The 21,255-nt window shown below is 69.9% G+C and carries 22 protein-coding genes; 10 read left to right on the forward strand and 12 right to left on the reverse strand.

The genetic code is table 11. The features are described from left to right. The first annotated feature begins 37 nt into the window (after positions 1-37). Genes ACX114_RS07890 through ACX114_RS07905 form a run of 4 tightly spaced genes read left to right on the forward strand, consistent with a single transcriptional unit; the run spans position 38 to position 4,606 of the window. On the forward strand, positions 38-964 hold the full coding sequence (locus tag ACX114_RS07890) for an ABC transporter ATP-binding protein (protein ID WP_459296266.1): 927 nt from the start codon (positions 38-40) through the stop codon (positions 962-964). Further along, complete coding sequence (locus ACX114_RS07895) at positions 961-1,683, forward strand: ABC transporter permease (protein WP_459296268.1); 723 nt, start codon at positions 961-963, stop codon at positions 1,681-1,683. Before ACX114_RS07890 ends, ACX114_RS07895 begins: the two co-directional genes overlap by 4 nt. Next, positions 1,680-3,551, forward strand: a complete 1,872-nt coding sequence (locus tag ACX114_RS07900) for a Gldg family protein (protein WP_459296270.1) — start codon at positions 1,680-1,682, stop codon at positions 3,549-3,551. Before ACX114_RS07895 ends, ACX114_RS07900 begins: the two co-directional genes overlap by 4 nt. Next, positions 3,548-4,606, forward strand: a complete 1,059-nt coding sequence (locus tag ACX114_RS07905) for a hypothetical protein (RefSeq protein WP_459296272.1) — start codon at positions 3,548-3,550, stop codon at positions 4,604-4,606. The genes ACX114_RS07900 and ACX114_RS07905 overlap by 4 nt, the downstream gene beginning before the upstream one ends. Before the next feature lie 4 nt (positions 4,607-4,610). On the opposite strand, the gene ACX114_RS07910 is transcribed toward ACX114_RS07905, so the two are convergent. The 3 genes from ACX114_RS07910 to ACX114_RS07920 are packed head-to-tail and all read right to left on the reverse strand — an operon-like array spanning position 4,611 to position 7,462. Then, on the reverse strand, positions 4,611-5,369 hold the full coding sequence (locus ACX114_RS07910; protein ID WP_459296274.1) for a GvpL/GvpF family gas vesicle protein: 759 nt from the start codon (positions 5,367-5,369) through the stop codon (positions 4,611-4,613). A gap of 30 nt (positions 5,370-5,399) precedes the next feature. Continuing rightward, positions 5,400-5,810, reverse strand: coding sequence for a response regulator (locus ACX114_RS07915; RefSeq protein WP_206798857.1), 411 nt, complete (start codon positions 5,808-5,810; stop codon positions 5,400-5,402). Beyond that, positions 5,807-7,462, reverse strand: a complete 1,656-nt coding sequence (locus ACX114_RS07920; RefSeq protein ID WP_459300083.1) for a PAS domain-containing sensor histidine kinase — start codon at positions 7,460-7,462, stop codon at positions 5,807-5,809. Before ACX114_RS07920 ends, ACX114_RS07915 begins: the two co-directional genes overlap by 4 nt. 910 nt (positions 7,463-8,372) lie before the next feature. On the opposite strand from ACX114_RS07920, the gene ACX114_RS07925 reads away from it, so the two are divergent. From ACX114_RS07925 to ACX114_RS07945, 5 genes are all read left to right on the forward strand, one after another. Next, a complete protein-coding gene (locus ACX114_RS07925; protein WP_459296276.1) occupies positions 8,373-9,887 on the forward strand; it encodes an FAD-dependent oxidoreductase in 1,515 nt (504 codons plus the stop codon). 82 nt (positions 9,888-9,969) lie between these two features. Next, positions 9,970-10,458 carry a hemerythrin domain-containing protein gene (locus ACX114_RS07930; RefSeq protein WP_459300085.1) on the forward strand — a complete coding sequence of 163 codons (489 nt, stop codon included), beginning with the start codon at positions 9,970-9,972 and terminating at the stop codon, positions 10,456-10,458. A gap of 63 nt (positions 10,459-10,521) precedes the next feature. After that, complete coding sequence (locus tag ACX114_RS07935) at positions 10,522-11,208, forward strand: DNA-3-methyladenine glycosylase family protein (protein WP_459300087.1); 687 nt, start codon at positions 10,522-10,524, stop codon at positions 11,206-11,208. 83 nt (positions 11,209-11,291) lie between these two features. Further along, complete coding sequence (locus ACX114_RS07940) at positions 11,292-12,443, forward strand: zinc-dependent alcohol dehydrogenase (protein ID WP_459296278.1); 1,152 nt, start codon at positions 11,292-11,294, stop codon at positions 12,441-12,443. Positions 12,444-12,475: 32 nt separating this feature from the next. Next, a complete protein-coding gene (locus ACX114_RS07945) occupies positions 12,476-12,913 on the forward strand; it encodes a hypothetical protein (RefSeq protein ID WP_459296280.1) in 438 nt (145 codons plus the stop codon). A gap of 10 nt (positions 12,914-12,923) precedes the next feature. On the opposite strand, the gene ACX114_RS07950 is transcribed toward ACX114_RS07945, so the two are convergent. From ACX114_RS07950 to ACX114_RS07970, 5 genes are all read right to left on the reverse strand, one after another. After that, complete coding sequence (locus ACX114_RS07950) at positions 12,924-13,283, reverse strand: GFA family protein (RefSeq protein ID WP_459296282.1); 360 nt, start codon at positions 13,281-13,283, stop codon at positions 12,924-12,926. A gap of 145 nt (positions 13,284-13,428) precedes the next feature. After that, the gene (locus ACX114_RS07955) at positions 13,429-14,181 is read right to left on the reverse strand and encodes a hypothetical protein (protein ID WP_459296284.1); all 753 of its coding nucleotides are present in this window, start codon (positions 14,179-14,181) and stop codon (positions 13,429-13,431) included. A gap of 167 nt (positions 14,182-14,348) precedes the next feature. Continuing rightward, positions 14,349-15,119: a hypothetical protein gene (locus ACX114_RS07960; RefSeq protein ID WP_459296286.1), complete on the reverse strand. Its 771-nt coding sequence runs from the start codon at positions 15,117-15,119 to the stop codon at positions 14,349-14,351. A gap of 157 nt (positions 15,120-15,276) precedes the next feature. After that, positions 15,277-16,065 carry a hypothetical protein gene (locus tag ACX114_RS07965; protein WP_459296288.1) on the reverse strand — a complete coding sequence of 263 codons (789 nt, stop codon included), beginning with the start codon at positions 16,063-16,065 and terminating at the stop codon, positions 15,277-15,279. Positions 16,066-16,109: 44 nt separating this feature from the next. Beyond that, the gene (locus ACX114_RS07970) at positions 16,110-17,360 is read right to left on the reverse strand and encodes an MFS transporter (protein WP_459296290.1); all 1,251 of its coding nucleotides are present in this window, start codon (positions 17,358-17,360) and stop codon (positions 16,110-16,112) included. An 82-nt stretch (positions 17,361-17,442) separates the two neighbouring features. On the opposite strand from ACX114_RS07970, the gene ACX114_RS07975 reads away from it, so the two are divergent. Then, complete coding sequence (locus ACX114_RS07975; RefSeq protein ID WP_459296292.1) at positions 17,443-18,135, forward strand: SIMPL domain-containing protein; 693 nt, start codon at positions 17,443-17,445, stop codon at positions 18,133-18,135. A 4-nt stretch (positions 18,136-18,139) separates the two neighbouring features. Here ACX114_RS07975 and ACX114_RS07980 read toward each other — a convergent pair whose 3' ends face one another. From ACX114_RS07980 to ACX114_RS07995, 4 genes are all read right to left on the reverse strand, one after another. Next, positions 18,140-19,408 (reverse strand): pyridoxal phosphate-dependent aminotransferase, encoded by a 1,269-nt coding sequence (locus ACX114_RS07980; RefSeq protein ID WP_459296294.1) that lies wholly within the window; start codon positions 19,406-19,408, stop codon positions 18,140-18,142. Positions 19,409-19,458: 50 nt separating this feature from the next. Then, entirely contained in the window at positions 19,459-19,941 is a 483-nt protein-coding gene (dps, locus tag ACX114_RS07985) for a DNA starvation/stationary phase protection protein Dps (RefSeq protein WP_459296296.1), read from the reverse strand. 114 nt (positions 19,942-20,055) lie between these two features. Next, positions 20,056-20,583 carry a carboxymuconolactone decarboxylase family protein gene (locus ACX114_RS07990; protein WP_459296298.1) on the reverse strand — a complete coding sequence of 176 codons (528 nt, stop codon included), beginning with the start codon at positions 20,581-20,583 and terminating at the stop codon, positions 20,056-20,058. Positions 20,584-20,589: 6 nt separating this feature from the next. Then, entirely contained in the window at positions 20,590-21,144 is a 555-nt protein-coding gene (locus ACX114_RS07995; protein WP_014394422.1) for a peroxiredoxin, read from the reverse strand. Positions 21,145-21,255 lie beyond the last annotated feature (111 nt).

The following is a 21,255-nucleotide window of genomic DNA, read 5'->3' on the forward strand; positions in this document are numbered from 1 at the left end:
AGAAGTGCGCCGCTTCCCCTCGCGTCGAGGAGTCCTGATGATCCAGGTCGAAGGGCTGACGAAGTTCTACGGCGAGCACGCGGCCATCCGGGACCTGGCCTTCACCATCGGCCAGGGCGAGGTCATCGGCTTCCTGGGCCTCAATGGCGCCGGCAAGTCGACCACGCTCAAGATTCTCGGGTGCGTGCTGCTGCCCACCTCGGGCCGCGTCGTCATCGACGGGCACGACGTGGTGAGCCAGTCCCATGAGGTGCGCCAGCGCATCGGCTACCTGCCGGACGTGCCCCCCGTCTACGAGGAGATGACGGTGGGCGAATACCTCGCCTACGTCGCCCGGCTGCGCGACGTGCCCGCGAAGGCCACCGCGTCCCACGTCGGTGAGGCCGAGGAGAAGACCGGCCTGCGCGACGTGCACGGCGAGGTCATCTCCACGTTGAGCCACGGTTACCGTCAGCGCGTGGGCCTGGCGCAGGCGCTGGTGCACAAGCCCGCGCTGCTCATCCTCGATGAGCCGACCAGCGGCCTGGATCCACTTCAAATCGTGGAGATGCGCGACGTCATCCGGGGCCTCAAGGGCGCGCACACGGTGCTCGTGTCCAGCCACATCCTCCCGGAGATTTCCCAGACGTGTGACCGGCTGCTCATCATCCACAAGGGCACGCTGCTGGCGCAGGGCAGTGAAGAGGAGCTGTCGCGGAGCCTGGGAGGTCCGTCCATCGTGCTGGAGGTGCGGGGCGACCGGGCACGCGCGCTCGAAGCGCTCCAGGGTTTCGGCGCGGTAGAGGTGCAGGAAGGGGCGGGCGGCGTGCTGGCCCTGAAGGTCGCGGCGGCGCCGGATTTGCGGCCCCAGGTGGCGCGGGCGGTGGTGGGCGCGGGCCTGGAGTTGCTGCGCCTGGACGCGAACGAGGGACAGCTGGAGGCGCTGTTCCTGCGCCTGACGCACCGGCAGGAGGTGAAGGCGTGAAGGCGCTCCTGATTGCGCGCCGCGAGCTGGCCGGCTACCTGCGCACGCTCAGCGGCTACGTCATCCTGGCCATCATCCTCGCGGTGAACGGGCTGTTCTTCAACGCGTACGCCCTGGGCGGCGCGAGCAAGCGCTCCGCGGAGGTGTTGTCCGGCTTCTTCTACTACTCCAGCGGCTTCACCATCGTGGCGGCCATCCTGGTGTCCATGCGGCTGCTCGCGGAGGAGCGCCAGACGGGCACGCTGCCGTTGTTGTACGCGTCGCCGGTGCGGGACCGGGACATCGTGCTGGGCAAGTTCCTGGCGGGGCTCGCGTTCCTGGCGCTGTACCTGCTGCTCACGCTCTACATGCCGCTGCTGGTGCTGGTGAATGGCAAGGTGTCCTTCGGGCACGTGGCGGCGGGCTACCTGGGATTGCTGCTCTTGGGCAGCGCGTCGCTGGCGGTGGGCACGTTCGGGTCGGCGCTCGCGAAGAACCAGCTGCTCGCGGCCATCTTCTCCGCGGTGATGCTGGTGGCGCTCATCCTGTGCTGGCTCTTGGCGCGCATCACCGAGCAGCCGCTGTCCGACGTCTTCAGCGCCATGTCGCTGTGGAACCAGCACTTCCCCCCGTTCCAGACGGGGCTCATCCACGTGCGGGACGTCGTCTACTACCTGGTGGTCACCTACGTGGCGCTGTTCGCGGCCACGCGGGTGCTGGAAGCGCGGAGGTGGCGATGAGCTCGCCAGCTTCTTTCGGGACGGGGCTCGCCGCGACGGGGGCGTTCGTCGCGGGGCTCGTGGCCGTGTTCCTCGCGGAGCGCGTGCTGGGCGTGGGCTCTGGCCGTGTGGCGCTGGCGGCGCTGGGCACCGCGGTGGTCGTGGCCGCGACGGCGTGGCGCGCGGTGCGGATGATCTCCGCGCCCGCGGACCGGCGCGCGCTGGAGCGGTGGGTGCTCACGCTGTACGTCGTGGGGCTGGCCGCGCTGGTGCTCTACTTCGTGAAGGGGGACGTGGGGACGGCGCTCCTCGGTGAGCCGCTGTCGCGTTCGTCGCCCCGGTTGGCGGTGGTGCTGGCGGTGCTGTTCCCGGCGCTGCTGTTGTGCGCGCTCGTGCCGCTGGCGATGGTGGAGGCCGCGCTCATGGCGATGGCCCGGGCGCCGGTGCCGGAGACGGGCCGGGTGAAGAGCGCGCTGTTCTCCGGTCTGGGCATGGCGTTCGTCATCGTCTTCGCGTTCGCGGCGACCTACGTGGCGACGCAAGCGGACCCGACCTGGGACCTGTCGTACTTCCGGACCGCGAAGCCGGGCGAAGCGACGCGCAAGCTGGTGCGCGGCCTCAACGAGCCTCTCCAGGTGACGCTCTTCTTCCCGCCCGCCAACGAGGTGGGTGAGGCGGTGCGGCAGTACTTCCGCGACCTGGAGCCGGAGAGTCCGCAGCTGGGCGTGGAGTCGCTGGACCAGGCGGTGGAGCCCGCGCGCGGCAAGGCCCTGGGCGTCAGCAACAACGGCTCCGTGGTGCTGGCGCGGGGGGACCGCAAGGAGATCCTCACGCTGGGATTGGATCCGGAGCGGGCGCGCGGACAGCTCCAGCGGCTGGACGCGGAGGTGCAGCGGCGGCTGCTGGCGGTGGCGAAGCCCCGTCGCGTCGTCTACCTCACGGGAGGCCATGGGGAGCGCGCCGACACGCGGCCGGTGCAGGGTGAGGCGGCGCGGCCGTCGATTGCGCAGTTCAAGGAGCTGTTGCGCGCGCAGAACGTGGACGTGCGCACGCTCACGGTGGCGGAGGGGCTGGGTTCGGCGGTGCCGGGCGACGCGGCGATGGTGGCGGTGATTGGGCCCACGCGTGAGCTGCTTCCGGAGGAGGCCACCGCGCTGCGCGAGTACTGGGAGCGGGGAGGGCGGTTGTGGATCGCGCTGGAGCCGGATGGCGCGGCGCTGGAGCCGTTGCTTCAGCCAATGGGGCTCAAGTCGCTGCGCGTGCCACTGGCGAATGACCGGGTCTACTTCCGCACCACGCGTCAGCAGAGCGACCGGGGCAACCTGGGCACGGCGAGCTTCTCCTCGCACCCGTCGGTGACGTCGCTGTCCGCGCTGGGCTCGCAGGGCGCGGTGGCGTTCCTGGGCGCGACGGCGTTGGAGACGCTGACGCCGCCCGTGCCCGGCGTGCTGCTGGACACGAGCGTGCGCGCGCACGGAGAGACGTTCGCGGACCGCAATGGCGACTTCGAGCCGGAGCCGGGCGAGGTCACGAAGGCGTGGCCGCTGGTGGTGGCGGTGGAGCGGCCCGCCCCGGAGGGCAAGCCCGCCCCGCGCGCGGTGGTGATGGCGGACGCGGACGCGCTGGGAGACGGCATCCTGGGCAACGTCGGCAATGCGTATCTCGCGGTGGACACGCTGCGCTGGCTCTCCGGCGAGGAGGCGCTCTCCGGCGTGACGACGAGCGAGGAGGACGTGCCGTTGCAGCACACGCGCTCGCAGGATGTCGTGTGGTTCTACGCGACCGTCTTCGGGATGCCGGTGGCGGTGCTGGCGGTGGGCTTCTTCGTGACGCGGCGGCGCGGACGGCGTGCGCCCCGGAGCACCGCGGTGGCGGGAGGTGCGCGATGAAGGCGCGCGACGTGGCGGTGCAGGGCGTGCTGGCGGGCGTGGCGCTCGTGGCCGCGTTCCTCGTGTGGCAGCGCGAGCCTTCGCGTGCGCCGGGGGAGGTGACGGTGGAGGACGCGCAGGCGAGCGCGCTCGACCGCATCCGGTACGACGAGGAGACGCGCTTCGTGGAGCTGTTCCGCGACCCGCGGGACCGCGACACCATCTGGGTCCGCCTGGGCAACAAGCCCGCGAAGCCGGGGGCCCAATCTGGAGCGATGGATGGGGGAGTGTCTGGAACGGATGCGGGTTCCATCGTCACAGCGGGCATCGACGCGGGAACACCTTCGAGCCCCGCGCCCGTGCCTCCGCCCCGCGAGCTCCGCGGCAACGACGTGGCGCTGAAGCTGTTCTCCCGCTTCGCTCCGCTGCGCGCGCAGCGGGACCTGGGCGTCCTGGACGACAAGAAGCTGGCCGAAATCGGCCTCGCGAAGACGGAGCGTGGCCTGACGCTCACGCTGGACGGGACGCCCAGGACGTTCCGTCTCGCCACGCCTGCTTCGGGCTGGGGCTCCCCCTACCTCCAGCGCACATCCGACGGGCACGTCTTCCTCCTCGGCCCCGGCCTTCTGCCGGACCTGGAGGCCGCGGCCAGCCGGCTCGTGGACCGGCGCCTGCACACCTTCGACGCGGACGGCTTCGACCACCTCGTCATCTCCACCGGCACCGCGTCCCGCACCTTCGTCGCCAGCGGCAAACCGCCGGGCGCCGTGCAGCTGTCGCCCGTGGATGCCCCCGGCACTCCGGACGACTTCGCCCGCAACTGGCATGACCGCCTGTGGCGCCTCACGCCCGTGGAGCTGCTGGGCCGGGGCGAAGCCCCTCCGGGCCCGGCCCCCACGCCCGCCTTCCGCGTGGAGTACCAGCGCGGCGGCAAGGCCGTGGGCGAGCTCTCCATGGCGAAGACGCCGGACGGCTCGTGGTACGCGCGCACGGAGTTCACCCCCGGCTGGGTGCGCATGGGCGGCGGCCTGGAGCTCCTGGCCGAGGACGCCGCGAAGCTCACCGCTCCGCGCTAGAGGCTCACGGCGCGGTGGGCGCCGGCTCTACGTCCAGCCTCACGTCCACGAAGCTGTAGGCCGGCCACGGCCCCGTGAACCGGAACGTGTACGCGTCCAGCCGCGCCACCAGCGACTGCACCCGCGCCTCGAACGCGGCCACCCGCGTGCGGTCCACCAGCCAGGCCGCGTTGAGCATCATCCGCTCACCCAGTGGCGGCGCTTCGTGCGTCGCTTCCGCCAGCGGCCGCAGGCCCGCCCTCAGCCCGTCCAGGTCCTTCCGGGTGCACTCGTGCAGCGCCGCCTCCAGCCGCGCCTCGTGGTCCTCCTCGAACTCGGAGGGGCCGCGCGCCAGCTCCGGCCGCGCCTCCTGCAACCTGCGCGTCAGCGCGTCGCCGTGGCAGTACACTTTCAGCCCCAACTCCACCCGGCCCTCCAGCTCGGACAGCGCCCGGCTCAGCGGCGCGCGCGCCACGCGCAACAACTCCCGCAAGCGCTCCTCCGAGGGCAGCACCGTCCCGAAGGCCACCGGCACCAGCGTGTGCTCGCGCACCACGGCCTCCGTGACCCGCTGGTGCATCAGGAGGTTCGCCCGCGTGGGCACCACCCTCGGGCCCGCCACCTCGGACACCAGCGCCGCGAGGCCTCCCTCGCGCACCAGGTGCACCGGGGCATCACCCAACCCCACGAGCTCCGGCACCCCTCCGCCGTCCTCGCGCACGATGCCGTAGAGGTAATGCGCTCGTCCCTCTCGCGAGGACTCCGCCTGGGTCTTCGTCGTCATGACGTGCCCCCCTCCATCCGGGTGCGGCTCTCAGCGCGTGGATGCCGCCTCGCGGCGGGCAATCATCTTCTTCACCTGGTCCACCAGCGCGTCCGGCAGGCACGGTTTGGTGACGTACGCGTCACATCCGGCCTCGTTCGCGTCTTCCGAGTGGCCCTTCAGCGCATGCCCCGTGAGCGCCACCACCGGGATGCTCTTCGTGCGCGCGTCACCCTTCAGCCTCCGCGTCGCCTCCCAGCCGTCCATCACCGGCAGCGACAGGTCCATCAGGATGACGTCCGGCGACAGCTCGAAGGCCTTGTCCAACGCCTCCTGGCCGTTCTTCGCCTCCGCCACGCGGAAGCCGGAGAACTCCAGGTACTCCGCGTACATCTCCCGGGCATCCTGGTAGTCGTCCACCACCAGCACGAGCGGCTTTGTCTTTTCCGGGGTGTTCGTCATGTCCGTCTCGCACGTCTTGGAAAGTGCAGGGTGAAGGTCGAACCCTGGCCCGGCGCACTCTGGAGGGAGACGCGTCCCCCCAGCATCGCCGCCAGGCGACGGCAGATGGACAGGCCCAGGCCCGTTCCCCCATAGGCACGCGTGGGCGAGCTGTCCACCTGCTGGAAGTCCTCGAAGATCTTCTCCTGGTTCGACACGTCGATTCCGATGCCTGTGTCCTTGACCGAGATGGCCACGGTGCCCGTCGCGTTCTGATACTCCGCCGCCACGTGCACGCCGCCCTCGTGCGTGAACTTCAGCGCGTTGGACAACAGGTTGAGGACGATCTGCTTCACCTTCTGTCGGTCGCTCCACACCCCGGGGAGCCCCTCGTCCAGGCGCGTGTCCACCGTCAGCTTGCTGCGCGCGATGATGGGGTCCATCTCCGCCATCACCTCCTGGAGCAGCTCCGGGATGCCGAAGTCCGACAGGTGCAGCGGCATCCGCCCGGCCTCGATGCGGGTGATGTCCAATATCTCGTTGATGACCTCCAACAGGTGCCGCCCGTTGGAGTCGATGCGCGTGAGGTTCCTGCGCTGCGGCGGCGTCATCTCCCCGGACACGCCCTGCAGGAGCATGTTCGTGTAGCCGAGGATGGCGTTCAGCGGCGTGCGGAACTCATGTGACATGTTGGCCAGGAACTGCGACTTGGCCGCGCTCGCCTGCTCCAACTGGATGGCCTGCCGGCGCAGCTTCTCGTTCTGCTCCGCCAGCTCCGCGGTGGCGGACTGCACGCGGGCCTCCAACTCACTGGAGACCTCCTTCACGCGCTCCAACAGCCGCGCCCGCTCCAGCACCTCCGTGCGGTCGTGGAACACGGTGACGATGCCCGTCAGTTCGCCCCCGTCGCCCAGCACCTTGTTGGCCATGGCCTCCATGGGCACGGGCGCGCCGGTGGCCGGGTCGTCCAGCGTCAGCTGGCTCTTCCAGCGCGACACGCCCGCGTTCACCGGCCCCAGCAGGTTCGCAAGGAAGGACGCGAAGAGGGCGTCGTTGGCGCGCACCCGGCGCAGGGTGGCCTCGCCCGCCGCGCCCTGCTCCTGGGGCCACGCGAAGAGGCGCTCGGCCGGGTCGTTCATCATCACCATGCCGCCCGTGGGGTCGGTCAGGATGATGGGGTCCGCCACCGAGTCCAGCACCCGGTCCAGGCGGTGGCGCTCGCTCCGGGCCTCGCGCTCGGTGGCGCGCAGCTGCCGGTAGCTCTCTCCCAGCGCCTGCGTGGCGCGGCCCAGGTCCGTCAGGTTGCGCAGCACGCTCACCACCACGGACGGCCCGTCCGGCGCCAGCACCGGCGTGGTGGCCAGCTCGAAGAGCAGGTCCATGCCCTCCAGCGGGTCCACCAGCGACACCTCGCGCCGGTGCACGGACGTGCCGCCCTGCGCGAGCGTCTCCCGGAACAGGCGCTGGTTGAGCTCCACGGCGCGCGTGCGGCCGGGGCTCGCGTCCGGGCCCGCCGCCAGCAGGCCCTCCGCGCGGGCGTTGGCGAAGAGCAGCGTGCCCTCCGTGTCCGTGAGCAGCACCGGGTCCGACACCGCGTTGATGACCCGGCGCAAGAGCCGGTCCGGCTCCGGACGGCGCGGCGCCCGCGCATCCGAGGCCAGCTGCCGGGCCATGGCCGGCCCCGCGCACGACGCCACCCACGCCACGTCCTCCGGCACGGCCGGGCCGGGCAGCCCCACCACCAGCAGCGCGGCGGCAGGCGCTCCGGAGCGGCCCACCGGCACCGCGAGGAACCCGCCCGGCATCGCCGCGCCCTCCACCGCGTCCGCCGCCAGCCACCGCGCCCCGGGCCGGTTCCGGAAGCCGGCGAGCGGCGAGCCCGGCGCGTCCCACGCCCGGGCCAGCGCGGCCTGCTGCGCTCCCGTCAGCCCCTCGCTGGCCAGGCACACGGACGCACCCGCGCCATCCCCCGGACCGATGCAGGCGGTGGGCGCGCCATGTCTGCGCGCGAGCCACTCCACGACCGCTCGCGCACAGGCAACGGCGGACTCGCAGGCGAGCAGGTGCTCGGCGAGCACGAGGCGCGCCCCGGGATCGGCTTCGGCGGGGGGCAGCGGGGCTGGGGACGCCACGACCTTACGCTCCGGGTGAAGAGGGACGCGGGGAACCGCCGCGTTCCGGCGAGTCTGCGGTGCGGACCTCCGAGAATGCCACCACGATGCGCGTTTGGCCCTCCAAAGAAGAGGTGCGGCCCAGGACCTCCAGGGCCGACGCCTCGAAGCGCAACCCCCTGTCCAACAGGCGGTCCAGCACGTCCACCAGGCTGGCCCCACCCGCCACGCGTTCCACCGGCATGTTGGCGCATGCTCCTTCAAGTCCGCCCGGCGCGGACCTTCGGGTCCAAGGGCCGTTCTAACGCGCTGGCGCCGTCGCACCCCAGCCCCGTTCACGCCCGGCCCCTGACTGACCAACACCCGGGGCGAAGCTCTGTTGGGTCGCGTACACCCGACGCTGGGCAGCCGGGCGGGCGGGGCTCGGCAGGCGTGGCTTATGCCCTGGGAAGCGCATTCCTAGCCTTCCGTCATGAACGACGAGCGCCAGCACAAATCCCTCTGGACGGTGACGACGCCCCCCCGCGACTTCCCCTCCCTGCGGGGCGACCTGGAAGTGGATGTGGCCATCATCGGCGGGGGCATCGCGGGGCTGACGGCCGCCTGGCTGCTCAAGCGTGCCGGCAAGAAGGTGGCCGTGCTGGAGATGCACCGCGTCCTCTCCGGCCAGACGGGACAGACGACCGCGCACCTCACGGAGCTCCTGGACACGCCCTACACCACGCTCCTGAAGGACTTCGGTGAGAAGGGCGCGCACCTGGCCGCGTCGTCCAGCCGGGCCGCCATTGAACAGATCGCGTCCCTGGTGGAGACGCTCGCCATCGACTGTGGCTTCACCCGCGTGCCGGGCTACCGCTACGCGGAGTCGGAAAGCGAGCTGCGCGAGCTGCTCCATGAAGTCTCCGCCGCGAAACAGGTGGGGCTGCTCGCGACCTTCACCAAGGAGGTGCCGCTGCCCTTCCCGGTGAAGGGCGCGCTGCGCGTGGAGGATCAAGCGCTGTTCCACCCGCGCCAGTACCTGCTCGCGCTGGCGGACCGCATCCCCGGCGACGGCTGCCACCTCTTCGAGAACACCCAGGCCGTGGACATCTATGACGGCACGCCCTGCCGCGTCGTCACGGCGAATGGCACCGTGACGGCACGGGCGGTGGTGGAGGCCACCACCACGCCGCTCAACCGCGTGGCCATGCACACCAAGCTCTACCCGTACCGCACCTACGCGGTGGCGGCGCCGCTGGACGGGCCGCTGGAGGCCGGCCAGTACTACGACAGCCGCGACCCCTATCACTACATCCGCACGCAGAAGGTGGACGGGGTGCCCTACGTCATCGTGGGCGGCGAGGACCACAAGGTCGGCAGCGAGGAGGACACCGAGTCGTGCTTCGCCGCGCTGGAGTCGTACACGCGCGACCGCTTCCCCGTGAAGCGCATCACCCACCGCTGGTCCGGCCAGGTCATCGAGCCCGCGGATGGCCTGCCCTATATCGGCCGCAACGTGGGCAGCCGCCACGTGTACGTGGCCACGGGCTTCTCCGGCACGGGCATGACGTTCGGCACGCTCGCGGGCATGGTGGTGTCGGACCTCATCCTCGGCAACGAGAACCCCTACGCCGCGCTGTACGACGCGGGCCGCGTGAAGCCCAAGGCGGGTGCCAAGGACTTCATCCAGGAGAACGCGGAGGTGGCCTTCCGCTTCGTCGCGGACCGGCTGGCCAAGCCGGACGGACACCACCTGGCGGACGTGGCGCCGGGCGAGGGAAAGATCCTGGAGGTAGAGGGCCGCAAGGTGGCCGTGTACCGCGAGGAGGACGGCACGCCGCACGCCGTGTCCCCGGTGTGCACGCACCTGGGCTGCCATGTGCACTGGAACAACGCGGAGCGCTCCTGGGACTGCCCCTGCCACGGCGGCCGCTTCAGCCCCACCGGCCGCGTGCTCAACGGCCCCGCCGTGAAGGATCTGCCGTCCCGCAAGCTACCGGTGAAGTGAGAAGTGTGTGTGGGTGGGCTTCCCTTCGGGCGAGCCCACCCCCATCTATCTGCACATCCACTTCATTCATGGGGGCACGGGAATGAACGCGCTGGAATTGCTCAAGCAGCAGCACGAAGAGGTCTCCAAGCTGTTCAAGAAGTACGAGAAGCTGGCGGACCACGCGGACGAGGAGCGGCAGGAGCTGTTCGAGCAGATCGCCGACCGGCTGGGCGCGCACGCGAAGATTGAAGAGCTGTACTTCTACCCGGCGATGAAGAAGGACGAGACGGAGGACGACCTGCGCGAGGCCGTGGAGGAGCACCTCTCCGTCAAGCGCCTCATCGCGGACCTGCTGGACATGGATTCGTCCGACGAGGAGTTCGACGCGAAGATGAAGGTCCTCCAGGAGCAGGTGGAGCACCACGTCGAGGAGGAGGAGAAGGACCTCTTCAAGGAGGCGCGCAAGGTCCTCAGCAAGGATCAGCTCGACGACCTGGGCATCCAGTTGGAGGAGGAATACGACTCCCTGATGGAGGGCGAGCCGCGCAACGACGTGCCTGAAGAGACGGGGCACGCCGCGCCCATCTAGCGCGCCGCGTCCGAAGGCAAGACAGGGGTTGCGCGTGGCATGGGGCCGGGCAGCATGCGGTCCATGCCGCGCGCTCCTGTTTCCGCCCCTGTGTTGCTGCCGGATGCCTTCACACCCGCCGCGCGCCGCGCCCTCGTGCGCGCGGACCCCGTGCTGGGCACGCTCTTCAAGAAGATTGGCGCGTTCCGCTTCACGCGGACGCCGCTGCACAGCCCCTTCGAGGCGCTGGCGCACTCCATCGTCTACCAGCAGCTGCACGGCCGCGCGGCGGCGACCATCTTCGGCCGCGTCTGCGAGCGGGTGGGGCAGGGCAAGGGCTTCACGCCGGAGAAGCTGCTCGCGCTGCCGGACGCCACGCTCCGCGAGGCCGGGCTGTCCGCGAACAAGCTGCTGGCCATCCAGGACCTGGCGCGCAAGACGGTGGACGGCACGGTGCCGCCGCTCGCGCGCGTACGCCGCATGTCCGACGCGGACCTCATCGAGCACCTCACGCAGGTGCGCGGCATTGGCCAGTGGACCGTGGAGATGCTGCTCATCTTCCGCCTGGGCCGGCCGGACATCCTCCCCGTGGATGACTACGGCGTGCGCAAGGGCTTCATGGTGCTCCACAACCTGAAGGAGCAGCCCAAGCCCAAGGCGCTGCTCGCGTACGGCGAGCGCTGGCGTCCCTTCCGCAGCGTGGTGAGCTGGTACCTGTGGCGCGCGGCGGAGGCGCCCGTGGGCACCTTCGCACCGCCGGAGGGCGGCTAGCCGAACAGGGGCCGGGAGCGCACCGTCCCTTGCCTTGGCGCGCGGGCGTCCTCACCCGTAAGGGAACGGAGGAATCACCGCCCATGCGTGCACTCACGTACCAAGGCCCCTACCGGGTCCAGGTGGAGCAGAAGCCCGACCCCCGCATCGAGCATCCGCAGGACGTGGTCCTCAAGGTCACCCGCGCCGCCATCTGCGGTTCGGACCTGCACCTGTTGCACGGCTTGGTGCCGGACACGCGCGTGGGCTGCACCTTCGGCCACGAGTTCACCGGCGTGGTGGAGGAGGTGGGCCAGGAGGTGTCGCAACTGAAGAAGGGCGACCGCGTGGTGGTGCCCTTCAACATCTCCTGCGGCACCTGCTTCTACTGCCAGCGCGGCCTCACCGGGAACTGCGAGAACAGCAACCCCGGCAGCGACGTGGCCTCCGGCGTCTACGGCTACTCGCACACCACGGGCGGCTTCGACGGCGGGCAGGCGGAGTACGTGCGCGTGCCCTTCGCGGACGTGGGGCCCATGAAGATTCCGGACGACATGGATGACGAGTCCGTCCTCTTCCTCTCCGACATCCTGCCCACCGGCTACCAGGCCGCGGAGATGGGTGAGATCAAGGGCGGGGAGACGGTGGTCGTCTTCGGCGCGGGCCCGGTGGGCCTCTTCGCGATGAAGTCCGCGTGGCTGATGGGCGCGGGCCGCGTGGTGGCGGTGGACCACGTGCCGTACCGCCTGGAGTTCGCGCGCAGGTTCGCCAACGTGGAGACGGTGAACTTCAAGGAGGTGGGCGACATCGTCCTGCACCTGAAGGAGATGTTCGAGGGCCGCGGCCCGGACGTCTGCATCGACGCGGTGGGCATGGAGGCCGAAGGCTCCCGCGCGCACCGCGTGCTGGGCCTGGGGCTGAAGCTGGAGGCCGGCGCGCCCACCGTCATCGAGTGGTGCATCAACACCGTGCGCAAGGGCGGCAACGTCTCCATCATCGGCGTGTACGGACCGCCGTGGAACTTCGTGCCCATCGGCACCGCGATGAACAAGGGCCTGACCCTGCGCATGAACCAGGCGAACACGCGCCGGTACATGCCGCACCTGCTGGAGCACATCCAGCAGGGCCGCATCGACGCGAAGGGCATCATCACCCACCGCTTCCCGCTGGAGCAGGCGCCGGACGCCTATCACCTGTTCGCGCAGAAGCGGGACGGCTGCGTGAAGTGCGTCCTGATGCCGCACGGCCACGCGTGACCCACACCACTCGCCACCACAGGAGGCACGTCATGCCCCAGAAGACGACGCGGAAACCGAGCCGCGCGAAGAACGGCCACGCGAAGGCAAAGGCGAAGGCGCCGCTGGCCGTGGACCAGGACCCCGCCAACCGCCCGGGCGTCCCCATGGAGACGGCGCCGAAGCCGCTGGCGGGGGCGCGCGTGCCCATCGCGCACCAGCACGCGGAGGTGCCGGTGTTCAAGCACGCCGGCCGCAAGGAGATGCCGCCGGTGTTCGGCACCGCCCAGCCTCCGAAGGGGCTGAGCGGCCTCTTGCGAAAGGCGGCCTACGCGAAGCCGGACCACAAGCCCGGCCACTGGATGCTGCTGCTGTTGGCGGACCGGGTGGACGTCTGGGAGCACCGGCTCAGGAGGTCCCTTCCGTGGGCCGGCCCTTCCGCGGCGGCCCTCCTCGCAGGGGGCTTGATCTGGCGCGTCCGCCGGGCTTGATGCGCGGGCTCTACGCGTCCCGGCCGTTGTACTGGAAGGGCGTGAGCGTGGAGAGGTCCACGCCGTCCACGCAGCGCAGGTTGATGGCGAACATGGCCTTGCCGTCCGGGACCTTGCCGGTGGAGTAGGACTGCACGCCGCAGGTGGGGCAGTGCAGGTGGTTGATGACCTTCTTGTTGAACTGGTAGGTCGTCACCTTGTCCGCGCCGGAGAGGGACTTGAACTGCTCCGGCGGGACGAACGTGAGCACCGCGCCAAGCTTGTGGCAGATGGAACAGTTGCAGCTCACCACCTGCGTCAGGTCCGTGGTCGCCTCGTAGCGAACCTGGCCACAGTGGCAACCGCCGGTATACGTCTTCATCTCCGCCATGGTGCTTCCTCCGGTTGCAACGTGATGCCCGGGCCGGAAGCGCGCTTCCGCCCACCCGGTGCGTGTGACGCGCATCAATGAACGGAGGCGGTGGGGACCGCAAGCGCCCTGGTGTATGGCCGGGCGCTTGCGGCGATGCGTCACATCAGTCCGCGTACGTCGTCACGGACATCATCCGCACGAAGCGGCGGTCCGAGCTCACCGCGGCGATGGCGAAGCCCTGCGTGTAGCCCGGCGCGCCGCACCCGCGGCAGCTCCAGCCCGTCCGGTAGAGCCGGTTGCTGTTGCGGGAAATCTGCGTGATGTAGGCCACCGCGCCCTCCACCTCGTCCACGTTGTAGCTGTAGGCGCTGAGCTGCCCGATGAGCTCCCGCACGGTGATGGGCTCGAAGATGCTGGCCTGCGGACCGAAGGCGTTGCTGAACGCCTCGCCCAGCGTCTGCTGGTTGGCGATGCCCTGGCCGTTGGGGATGTAGCCCTCGTAGATGCGCGCGGAGGCGAACGAGCCGGTGGCGCCGAACAGCACCGCGGGCGTCTGGGCCACGGGGTACAGGTTCAGCGGGTAGCCCGTGAGGAGCGTGTCGTTCACCTCGTAGAAGTCCGCGAAGTACTTCGCCGCGGTGCCCGTCATGGACTGCTGGAAGGTCGTGTCGCCAAGGCGGGTGGTGAGATAGGCGCGCTCGGCGGTGTCCACGCCATAGCCGATGTCGTTGAGGAACGCGTCCAGCGCGTTGCGGATCTCCGAGCGCTGGATGGTCGTGCCGCCGGGGCTGGTGGTGCTCTTCGCGGCGGTGATGGCCGCCTCGAAGGCGGGGATGCTGGTGGTGGAGTCAGCGAACGCCGGAGCGGAGAACAGCATCAGGGCGCCCACCAGCGACTTCATCGACAGGGTCTTCATGGAGAACCTCTTCATTCAAGGGGGAGTACCGCGAGCAGCGCGCTGGCGAGTACCACGCTCCCCTGACACGGCCCGAGTGAGGTTCCCAGGACATGCGAGGCCCGTGACACGCCCATGATGGAGCGTGTCACGGGCCTGAAAACTTTCACGACGGCGGTGTTTCAGGCTCAGTCAGAGGCGGTCATCACGTTGACCATCCGCACGAAGCGGCGGTCCGTGCTCACCGCCGCGACGACGTAGCCGGCCGTGTAGCCCGGCGCGCCGCAGCCCCGGCAGCTCCAGCCGGTGTAGTAGAGGCGGTTGCTGTTGCGGGAGATCGCCGTGATGTACGCCACGGCGCCTTCCACCTCATCCACCGTCGGCGTGCCGGACACGGTGTGCCCGCTCAGGAGCGTGATGAGCTCCTTCACGGTGATGGGCTGGAAGGGGCCGGCCTGCGGACCGAAGCTGCTGAACGCGTCCATCAGGACGGCCTGGTTGGCCACCACGCCCTGGCTGTTGGGGATGAAGCCCTCGCGGATGGTGGAGGAATAGGCCAGCGGACCGGTGGCGCCGTACAGCGACGCGGGCGTCTGGGCCACGGGGTTCAGGGCCCACTGGGCATACGGGGTGGTGGCGTCGTTCAGCTCATAGAAGTCCGCGAAGTACTTCGCCGCGGTGCCCGTCAGCGACTGCTGGAACGGCGTGTCGTTGAGGCGGGTGGTGAGGTAGGTGCGCTCGGCGCTGTCCACGCCCCAGGTGGCGCCGGTGTCATTGAGGAACGAGTCCAGCGCGGTCCGGATCTCCGAGCGCAGGATGGTCGCGCCGCCAGGGCTGGTGGTGCTCTTCGCGGCGGTGATGCTCGCCTCGAAGGCGGGGATGCTGGTGGTGGAGTCAGCGAACGCCGGAGCGGAGAACAGCATCAGGCCACCCAGCAGCGACATCGACAGGGTCTTCATGCGGAACCTCTTCATCGTCATCAAGGGGGGAGAACCGCGAACGACGCGTTGGCCAGTACCACGCCCCCCTGACGCGTTCCGCGTGAGGTTCCTGTGACACGCGCGCCCGTGACACGCCCGTGAAAGAGCGTGTCGCGAGGCTGGAATCTTTCACGACTCAGTCGTTCCCGAAGTCCGCCGTCCACACGGAGACCATGCGCACGAAGCGGCGGTCCGTGCTCACCGCGGCGATGACGTAGCCCCGCGTGTTCCACGGCGAGAAGCTGCACCGGCGGCAGGTCCAGTCCGCGGCGTACAGCCGGTTGCTGTTGCGCGAGATCTGCGTGATGTACGCGACAGCGCCCTCCACCTCATCCACGGTGGCGGTGCTGCCCTTGATGGAGAGGGTGCTCAGCCGCTCGATGAGCTCCTTCACGGTGATGGGCTGGAAGGGGCCGACGGGCGGCTCGAAGTAGGTGCTGAACGCGGTGGCCAGCGTGGACTGGTTGGCGATGCCCTGGCCGTTGGGGATGTAGCCCTCCCGGATGTCCGCGTTGGACGCCAACGGGCCGGTGGCGCCGAACAGCGACGCGGCGGTGCCGGACACCGAGCCCTGGTACAGCGGGTAGCTCGTGAAGGTCGCGTCGTTCAGCTCGTAGAAGTCCGCGAAGTACTTCGCCGCGGTGCCCGTCAGCGACTGCTGGAAGGGCGTGTCGTTGAGGCGCGTGGTGAGGTAGGCGCGCTCGGTGCTGTCCACGCCCTGAGGCCCGGTGTCGTAGATGAACGCCTCCAGCGCGGTCCGGAGCTCCGAGCGGACGATGGTCGTGCCGCCAGGGCTCGAGGGGCCCTGCGCCGTGGAGATGCTCGCCTCGAAGGCGGGGATGCTGGTGGTGGAGTCAGCGAACGCCGCCGGAGCGGAGAACAGGGCCAGACCGCTCAGGAGCGACGTCATCGACAGGGTCTTCATGGGGACCTCTCCCTTCGTGGAGTGTGTCCCGCGCTTTTACTCCTTCACGATGCGGGCTGCGGTGCCGCGGACGTGGACGCGTTGCGGCGCAGGGGCGCGAGCAGCGCGAGGAACGCGGCGGACAGCGCGGCGCCCAGCAGGAACATGTTCCCGTAGCCCAGGTTGCCGTACTTGGGATCCGCGAGCAGTCCCGCCAGCGGCCCCGCCGGGGCCTTGCCCGCGACCTCCACGCTGGCCAGCAGCGTGTAGTGCGTGGCGCCGATTCTCCGGTCCGTGCGCGACATCATGAACGCGAACATCACGGTGGTGAGCGCGCCGCCGAAGAACTCCTCGGTGAGCGTGACGCCCAGCACGCCCGCGTCGCTGACGCCCGCTTGCGTGAGCAGCCACCGCCCCAGGAGCGGCAACAGGCGCAAGCTGCCGGTGAGGGCCACCGCGCGCAAGAGCGGCAGGCGCGCGGCGAGGAATCCTCCGCACGTGGAGCCCAGCAGCGACGCGGCGGTGCCCCATGTGCCCACCCACAGTCCGATGCGCGCCGGCGTGTAGCCCGCGTCCACGAGGAACGGCTTGTAGAGGACGTCGGACATCGTCTCGCCCAGCTTGTACGTACCGATGAAGAGCAGCAGCCACCCGGTGCCCGGCACGGTGAGCGCGGACCTGATGCGGGCCCAGAGCGCGGGCCAGTCCAGCTTCGGGGACTCGTGGCCTTCGGGCTCGCGCGGGGGCGGCTCGCGCACGAAGAGGATGATGGTGAAGACGGTCAGGCACAGCGCCGACATGACGAGGAACAGCCCGGACCAGCCGATGCTCGCGCTGGCCCACACCAGCAGCCCGCCGCCGGTGAGCATGCCCAGCTTGTAGCCCACCACCTGCGCGGTGTTGCCCAGGCCCAGCTCCTCCGGACGCAAGAGGTCCACCGCGAAGCCGTCCACCGCGATGTCCTGCGTCGCGGCGAAGAGGTTCATCACGAAGATGAGGCCCAAGAGCAGCGGCAGCGAGTCCCGCCCCGCCGCGAAGGCCGCCCCCGCGCACGCGAGCGCCAGGCCCGCCTGCATGGGCAAGATCCACGAACGCCTGCGTCCCACGCGCGCGGAGCCGTAGCGGTCCACCAGCGGCGCCCACAGCGCCTTGAGCATCCACGGCAAGGACAGCGCGCCCGCGAACCCCAGCGCGGCCAGCGACACGCCGCGCGTGCGCAGGTAGACGGGCAGCGCCGTCACCTGGAAGCCGAAGGGCAGCCCCTGCACGAAGTACAGCGCGCACAACAGCCACAGCCGGGACGGGATGCGTCGCATGGTCGTGGCCGGAGCATAGGCATGCCCTCAGTCCTGAGTCGTGGGCCTATACTCGCCGTTCCAGTCCCACCCAGGGAGATGCATGCCGGAGCGAGCCGCAACCGAGTCGGGGATCATCGTCGTGGAGCTGTCCGCCGAGCACGAGCTGGAGGCGGACCACGTGGACGCGGTGGTGGAGGTGAAGGCGTCCTCGTTCTTCACCGGCAACGCGGCCTTCGCCAACGCGAAGGAGGTGGCCGCGCTGGTGCGCCTCATGGAGGACCTGGGCGTGCCGTCCACGGGCTTCACCCTCCAGTCGGTGCAGGCGGAGACCCAGGAGGGGCTGCTCACGCGCTCCTCGTCCGCGCTCTACACGGTGCGCATCCGCCTGGTGGACATGGCCCGGGTGGGGGACGTGCTCGCCGCGCTGTCCGGCCTGAAGCAGGCGACGCTGCGCGAGCTGCGCTGGGGCTACACGCACGAACCGGAGGCCCGGCAGGACTGGCTGGAGGCGCTGGCCCGCGAGTCGGTGAAGAAGGCGCGCCGCGTGGCGGCCGGGCTGGGCGTGACGGTGGCCGGGCTGCACCGCTTCTCCGAGCGCACCTGGGAGTCGCAGGCCTTCGGCGCGAGGGGCGGCGGCTACGGCGGCGGGAGCGAGGACGTGATGCCCATGGCCCCGTCCGGCAGCTACAGCTTGAAGCAGCCGCGCACGGCCTCGCTGGGCTTCCCCGTGTCCCACCGCAAGAGGGTGCACGTGATGGCCACCGCGGAGTTCCACACGTCGCCCACCCCGTGATTCCTCAGGAGGCGGGCGTGTGCTGGAGCACGAGCGCCTCCAGCCGCTGGAGCGCCTTGTCCAGCGTCTCCCACGACGGGCCGAAGGACAGGCGCACGTAGTTGCGGAAGCGCGACGCCCGCGCGCGGCGCTTGCCGGGGTTCACGTCGAAGAACTCACCGGGCACGGTGATGACCTGGTGCTCCAGCGCGGCGCGGAAGAAGGCCATGCCGTCGTTGAGCGGCGCGGGCAGCCCGGACAGGTTGCCCCAGACGTAGAACGTCCCGTCCGGCGCGCGGTCCGTGCGGATGCCCAGCCGCTCCAGCCGCGAGTGGAACCTGTCCCGCTTCTCCCGGAAGGTGTTGTGGATGGCGCGCGTCTCCGCCACCACCGTGTCCTCCTGGAGCAGCGGAATCGCCGCGCGCTGCAGGGGCCGGCTGCCGCCGCCGTCCAGGAAGCTGCCCGCGCTGGAGACTGTGTCGATGACCTGCTTGGGCCCCACCGTCCACGTCATGCGCCAGCCCGGGTAGCGCCAGTTCTTGGTGAGCCCGTCGAAGAGGATGACCGGGTCGCGGTTCACGTCCTCCACGTACCGCGCGGCGCTCTCCACCGGCAGCACGCCCGGGCGGCCCGTCCAGATGTAGTGCGAATAGAACTCGTCGATGAGCAGCGAGCACTCCAGCTCGCGCGCCACGCCCACCCACCGCGCCAGCTCCTCGCCCTGCACCAGCTTGCCGGTGGGGTTGCACGGGTTGGAGAAGAGCAGCGCGGACAGCCCGCGGCCCTGAATCTCCCGGCGCAGGTCGTCGTGCGTGAAGGCGTAGCCGCGCTCGCCCTCCAGCAGGATGGGGATGGCGGTGAACGCCTTGAAGACGTCCAGCAGCTCTTCGTACGCGGTGTAGTCCGGCAGGAAGTGGCCCAGGTTCACCTGGCCCAGGCTCGCCGCGGCGCGGGTGAGGGCCGCGCGGCCGCCGCCGGACAGGCAGACGTTCTCCGCCTTGTACTGGGAGGGCATCCCCTTGCGGTAGAGCCGGTTGTAGAGCCCCGCGATGGCCTCCCGCACCTCCCAGAGGCCCGCGACGGGTGCGTACTCCTGGTCCGCCATGTCCACCGTCACCGAGTGCACGCGCGACGGGGCACCGGGCAGGTCGCCCGTCTCCGGCTGACCCTGGCCCAGGTTGCACCAGTCCGGGTCGCCGGGACGGTAGCCGCGGCGCGTGGCCTCGGCGGTGACGAAGATGACGCCCGTGCGGGGCACGGTGCGAAACGCATGCAGGGGGACGCTGTCGCTCACGCTTCCTACGCTAGCGCGCCCCCTGCCGCGGTGCAGCTTTCAGCCAACCCCTAGCCTTCGAGGGAGGCCCGGAGGAACCAGGCGTGCTTCTCGAACTCGGTGATGATGCCGGTGAAGAGGTCCACCGTGTCCGTGTCCTTGTGGCCCTCCACCGCCGCGCGGCTCTCCCGCAGGCCGTTGAGGTACACCTCGATGCGCTCGGCCAGCAGCTTCACGTGCTCCAGGTCGCGCGAGGTCTCCTGCGGGTACTCCGGCAGGCGGCTGTTCTTGCCCACGTGGCGGCTGGTGCCGTACGCGCGCCCGCCCAGTGTCACCGCGCGCTCCGCGATGGAGTCGTTGTGGTTGGCCAGGCTCACCGCGAAGGTCTCGAACAGCGGGTGCAGCGCGGCGAACTGCGGGCCCTTGATGTTCCAGTGGGCGACCTTGATCTGCGAGTGCAGGTCCAACCCGTCCGCGAGCCGCTCGTTGAGGGTGGCGGAGATGGCGGTGCGGGCCTGCTCGGAGAGGGGGCTCGGGCTCTTGTAGAGGGCCATGACGAACACGTTCCTTTCGGGTGAAGGGTGGGACGTCGGAATGGAAAAGACAGCGCCCCCCGGTGTCTTCCACCGGAGGGCGCCCGTCACAGCTTGGAGATAACGACGAGGGGACTAGGACTCCAGTCCAACCGCCGCCGCGTGGATGACGCTCGCGATGCGGACCGCATCGTGCACGTGGTCCTCGCTCAGGCCGCCTTCCAGCACGACCTTCTCATGCGACTGGATGCACATCTCGCAGCCGTTGATGGCGCTGACCGCGAGGCAGACCAGCTCGAAGTCCACCTTGTTGGTCAGCACCTGGGCCAGCCGGTTCATCCGCAGCCCGGCCCGCTTGGTCGCGTACGACTCCTTCCCGACCATGTGACGGAATCGGTAGAAGACGTTGTTCATCGCCATCAGCGAGGCCGCCGCGCGGGCATCCTCGATGACCGGCGTGGCCTTGTCGCCCAGTGCCTGCTTCGCCTCGTTGAGCATGGCCTCCTTCAGCCGCTCGTTCCGGGCGGCGAAGGCGCATGCCACGGCCGTTCCCCAGCGCTGCTCGGGGGTGAGGGACGTGCTCTCCAGGACCGCGGAGAGGTTGAGGCGGGTGTCCTTGTGGGCGTCCGCGAGCTCACTGCGGACGACTTCGAGCGAAGCCATGAGTGCTTACCCCGCCTTCTGCAGCTTGGAGGTGAGGGTCTCCTCACCCTTCTGCCAGTTGCACGGGCACAGCTCGTCGGTCTGGAGCGCGTCCAGCGTGCGGACGGTCTCCTTGACGTTGCGGCCCACGGACAGGTCGTTCACGGACACGTGGCGGATGATGCCCTCGGGGTCCGCGATGAACGTGGCGCGCAGGGCCACGCCCTCCTCCTTGTGCAGGATGCCCAGCGCGCTGGACAGCTCGCGCTTGATGTCCGCCAGCATGGGGAAGGGCAGGTTCTTCAGGTCCGGGTGGTGCGTGCGCCACGCGTGGTGCACGAACTCGCTGTCGGTGGACAGACCCAGCACCTGCGCGTCACGGTCCTGGAAGTCCTTGTTGTGCTTGCCGAACTCCGCGATCTCCGTCGGGCAGATGAACGTGAAGTCCTTCGGCCACGCGAACAGGACCGTCCACTTGCCCTTGTACGTGTCGTTGGAGATGTCCTGGAACTCCTTGTTCTTCTCCAGGCTCACGGTGCCCTTCAGCTTGAAGTTCGGAAGCTTGTCGCCAACGGTCAGCATGGGATTCGACTCCTTGGGGATGGGGGGCGGACCACCGTGGTCCACCCCAGAGGTTATGAGTTGCTACGGGGTAAAGCAGCCACCGTGCCAATGCTTCAACTGCTGTGATTC

The sequence above is a fragment of the Corallococcus sp. M7 genome (genome assembly GCF_054512695.1).